The organism is Thermofilaceae archaeon (assembly GCA_038731975.1).
Lineage (GTDB): Archaea > Thermoproteota > Thermoprotei > Thermofilales > Thermofilaceae > JANXEW01.
Genome location: JAVYQJ010000052.1, coordinates 1 through 4,669, shown reverse-complemented (window position 1 = coordinate 4,669; position 4,669 = coordinate 1). Strand labels below are relative to the sequence as shown.

4 protein-coding genes are annotated in these 4,669 nt (G+C 61.9%); 1 reads left to right on the top strand and 3 read right to left on the bottom strand.

The features are described 5' to 3' along the window. A partial coding sequence (sppA, locus tag QXF46_09135) for a signal peptide peptidase SppA (protein ID MEM0227023.1) occupies window positions 1–840 on the bottom strand: 840 nt, incomplete at its 3' end. Between the two features lies 1 nt (window position 841). Continuing rightward, complete coding sequence (locus QXF46_09130) at window positions 842–1,555, bottom strand: hypothetical protein (protein ID MEM0227022.1); 714 nt, start codon at window positions 1,553–1,555, stop codon at window positions 842–844. 114 nt (window positions 1,556–1,669) lie between these two features. Here QXF46_09130 and QXF46_09125 point away from each other — a divergent pair, with 114 nt between their 5' ends. Beyond that, window positions 1,670–4,225 (top strand): M14 family metallopeptidase, encoded by a 2,556-nt coding sequence (locus QXF46_09125; protein MEM0227021.1) that lies wholly within the window; start codon window positions 1,670–1,672, stop codon window positions 4,223–4,225. A 124-nt stretch (window positions 4,226–4,349) separates the two neighbouring features. Here QXF46_09125 and QXF46_09120 read toward each other — a convergent pair. Continuing rightward, window positions 4,350–4,669: hypothetical protein (locus QXF46_09120; protein MEM0227020.1), on the bottom strand; the 320-nt coding region annotated here is incomplete at its 5' end.

Sequence of the window (4,669 nt, the reverse complement as noted above, 5' to 3'; positions counted from 1 at the left end):
GAGCAGCTGGAGGAGGCTGGGGCGGGGTGCTTTAAGCTCCCTTAGAGGCGCGTCTGGCGGTAGCCCAGCCAGCTCCCTGGCGATGCGCGCGGCGTCGTCCAGCGTGCCGATCCGGTCTATCAGCCCGATCTCGAGGGCTCGCTTAGCCGTGTACGGCTTACCGGTGAACACGTCGCTCGGGTCCTTCAGTTTCCTGTGGGCCAGCACCCGCTGCTTGAAGAGGTCGAAGACCTCCTGAACCATTTCCTCCAGCACCTCTGCATCCTGAGGGGTCAGCTGCCGGTACGGGGAGCCGACATCCTTCAGCTCGCCCGACTTGAAGACGTAAACCCTGACGCCCAGCTTCTCGAGCAGCTCGCTGTAGGTGAGGACGGAGAGGTACACTCCGACCGAGCCCACGATGCTGCTGTTCGAGGCGACGATCAAGCGCGCGGGGAGCGCGGCCATGTAGGCTCCCGACGTCCCGTACCCCCTGATGTACGCGACAACCGGCTTCTTCGAGGCGAGCTCCCTCACCTTCAGGTAGAGGTGCTCCGAAGCTGCGGCTGAACCGCCGGGGCTATCGATGAGCAGTACGACCGCTCGGGCGGCCGCGTCGCCGGCGGCCTGTTCGATCAGCCTCGCGATGCTCTCAGCATCGCTCGTGGCGCCGAGCAGTGTGAGCTGGGATGAGCCGTAGGCGATCGTTCCCTCGATCCTGATCAGAGCTACATAGCCGACGGTGGGGGTAAGGGTTGGCGTCCAAGCGCCGGTGAAGCGCGACGCGAGGAGAGCCAGCAGGGCTGTAGCCGCGATCGCGGCTAGAACAATTACCACCAGCTGCCAATCCTTCAAACCCATCCTAACCACCCTGTGCGGGTCCGGGAGAGGGTTGAAGGAGCTGCCGGCGTACGGTGTTGGCTGCGGCGTGGTAGCCGATCATGAGGAGCGCGAAAACGGTGAGGGAGAGGAGCGAGCTCCACAAACCTGCGGAAGCGGTTGCCTGGGCTACTACGCCCACCCCTGTTGTAGCAAGGTACAGGATCGAGGCCACCTTAAGTATGCCCACCTTGTAGAGCAGGCTCAAATCGAGCGTGGCCACGGCTTCGAAGAAGTCGGCGGTTGCCATAATCAAGACCCCCGTCAGGATGTAGAGGAATAGGGTCTCGGGTAATGCGCTCATGGCTGGCTCGATGAAGCCCCCGCTTATCATCGTGCGGAGAACGGCGTCGACAGCCCCGCCGATGATCACTAGCAGACCGATTATCGGGGCGGCGAGCACTATCATCCTTGTGACGCAGTAGAACGTTTTCAGCTTCGCCTTGCACACGCTACCCCACGCGAGCACTCGGAGGATCCAGGAGGCCACCGCTAGTACGGCGATGAGGAAACCGATTATGATCGCTAGACCCGCGAAAGCTATGAGTTGAGCGAGAGACTCGGGCGTGATCGCGCTTCCATCCCGAACGAGCCAGGCGGAGGCAAGCGGTTGAAGCGCGAGCGATAGAGCGGCGTAAGCGGCTCGAATCAAGGACGCGTTCCTCAACCTCGCTAAACCCCTTGCGACCTCAAGCACGAAGAGGTGAACCATTCTGTTTAATAAAAATGTTCCTTCGATAAGCGGAGCTCCTTGATACCTTTTTGTTTAGATCATGGAAACATTTAAAGAAGTTCAATGATCGGGCTGGCGATGGAAAGGGGTATTCCAAGCCCCGAGCAGTTCTTCGGTTTTAAGATCGGTGAGGATCGCAAGCTAGCGCGGTGGGACAGGATCGTAGAGTACTACCGCCTGCTCTCCACTTCGAGCGGGAGGGTTAGGCTGATCGAGATGGGCCCGTCTTCGATGGGGAACCCCTTCATCGTCGTGATCATCAGCTCCCCGGAGAACCTGTCGAAACTCGACGCGTTCAGGGAGATTTCGAGGAGGCTGGCCTACCCCTTCGGTTTGAGCGAGGAGGAGGCGAAAAGGATGGCTCGCGAGGGGAGGGTTATCGTCGTCATCGGCGCCAGCATACACGCTACAGAGGTTGCGGGCACGCAGATGCTGGTTGAGCTAGCCTACGAGCTGGCCACGAGAGACGATGAAGCAGTGCGCCAGATCCTCGAAAACGTCATCGTGGTTCTCATACCCTGCATGAACCCGGACGGGCAGGTGATGGTCGTCGATTGGTACGAAAAGAGCGTTGGCGCGGAGTACGAGGGTACGCCTCCGCCCTGGCTCTACCACAAGTACTGCGGCCACGACAACAACCGCGACGCGTTCATGCTCACGCAGGTAGAGAGCAGGTACATCGCGAGGGTTCTGTACAGGGAGTTCACACCGCAGATCTTCATCGACCACCACCAGATGGGCAGCACAACCGCCCGCTTCTTCGTCTCGCCCGAGATGGACCCGATCTACCCTGAGGTCGACCCTCTCGTTTGGAGGGAGATCCAGTTCCTGGGGACTTACGCAGCTGCGCGCCTCGCGCAGAAGGGGTTTAAGGGGGTGGAGACGTACAGCCCCTTCACCCCCGACTTCGTGGGGGGCTTCCAGACGCTGGCCATCTACATGAACATCATCGGTATGCTCACAGAGTCGGCGAGCGTGAAGATCGCTACGCCGATCTACGTGCACCCCCACCAGCTGAAGGGGTACGGGAGGGGTAGGCGGAGCGAGGACCCCCAGATGAACTACCCGGACCCCTGGCCGGGCGGCTGGTGGAGGCTGAGAGACATCATCGATTACCAGAAGGAGGCCACCTACGCGATCCTCGAAGCTGCTGCGAAGCTGCGCGAGGAGCTGCTCTACAACTCCTACGTTAAGGCGAAGAGGAGCATCGAGAGGGGCTTGAGCAAGCCCCCCTACGCCTTCATCATACCAACCAAGCAGCACGACCCGCTCACCGCGTGCAAGCTCGTCGAGGTGCTCCTCGACCTCGGCATCATCGTCCACACCGCTGAGGAGGAGTTCGAGGCGGAGGGTAGGCTCTACCCGGCCGGCACCTTCGTGGTCTTCACGGCGCAGCCGAGGAGGGCTTTGGCGAAGAAGCTGCTTGAGAGGTTCCTCTACCCGGACAACGAGTTCACCCGAGACGGCGCCGGTAGGCCGATCAGGCCCTACGACCTCGCGACGGAGAGGCTTCCCGACTTCATGGGGGTCAGAGTCGAGGAGGCGAGGGAACCCTTCACCGGGCGCTTCAGAGCGGTGGAGGGTAGGGTAAGGCCGAAACCCAGCCTGGAGCGCGGCGCTGCGGGCTGGCTGCTGGACCCGAGGCTGAACGACTCGCACAAGCTTGCCGCTAAGCTGCTCGCCAAGGGCTGCGGGGTGTACCGCTCCAAGGGGCCGCTGAGGGTCGATGGAGCAGAGCTGCCCCCCGGGGCCTTCTACGTGCCGCGCAGCGAGGCCGCCTTAGAGGTTCTCGAGTGGGGGGTTGAGGAACTGGGTGTGGGGCCGATCCCGGTCGAGCAGGCGCCCGGGCAGCTGGTCAAGGTCGGGTTCGCGAGGGTTGGGGTCTACCGGAGGCTCTACGGCGGCAGCATTGATGAGGGGTGGATTAGGTGGCTTTTCGACGAGTACGGGATCCCCTACACGGTAGTGGACGACGAGATGGTCAAGAGCGGGAGGATCAAGGGAGAGCTGGACGTCCTCATCCTCCCCGACGAGCCGTTGGCCCTGCTCAAGGGGGAGAACGTTGAGGAGGAGTTGAGCAAGATGTGGGGGAGGCCGGTGAAGCTGCCTCCGTGGCCGAAGGAGTACCAGACGGGCTTCGGCAATGAGGGGGTGGAGAAGATAAGGGAGTTCGTGGAGTCGGGTGGTACGCTCATCTGCATCGGGCGATCAGTCGACTTCCTCATCAAGGAGCTGAGGCTGCCGTTGAGGAACCTCAGCGAGGAGCTGAAGGATCCAACAAAGTACTTCTGCCCCGGGTCCACCCTGAGGGCCTTGGTCGACAACGAGCACCCCCTGGCTTGGGGCATGCCGCGCGAAACCACCGTGCTCTTCATCGACGGCCCAGTGCTGGAGATCTTGCCCAACCACTGGAACGAGCGGTACCGCGAGGTCGTCAGGTTCGCCGACAGGGATTTGCTCAGCAGCGGCTGGCTCATCGGCGAGGAGAACCTCAGGAGGAAGCCGTTGCTCATCGAAGCGAGGGTGGGCAGGGGTCGGGCACTGGCTTACGCCTTCAGACCCCACTTCAGAGGGCAAACACACGGCACGTTCAAGCTCCTGCTTAACGCGGTCTACGCCTACAGCGAGTGCTGACAAAGCCAGTAGCCCGGCAAGCTTAAAAGCGCTGTCGGGCAGATTACCCGCTGATGAAGGCCGTACTCTCTGACGCAACGGATGAGGAAGCCTTTAAGTGCTGACCGTTCTACCTGCTTCGCCGTTAGCGCTGCAGGAGCTCCATCATTTTCGCTTCGGCGAGGGCGGCCTCCGCTTGCTCCACGCTTACGCCTGCTGCCACGGCCAGCTCGCTCGCGCTGAGCTTGGCGAGGTCGTTGAGCGTCACGATGCCGCTCCTGAGGAGGACGCGCTTCTGCTCCTCGCTCAGCGTGGAGAGGACGGTTATCGGGTACAAACCGTACCTTTCGATGAGGACCTCCAATCCCTCCTCCGGGTAGTGCCAGGCTATGACGCGCATGCCGACGCACTCGGCGTAGGCGGCGGCTTCAGCCGTCACCTTCGTGTTCGTCACGATCCACGCCC

Excerpts from the sequence above, each read along its gene's own strand:
- QXF46_09125 (MEM0227021.1), top strand. The coding sequence starts at position 1,670 with ATGGAAAGGGGTATTCCAAGCCCCGAGCAGTTCTTCGGTTTTAAGATC.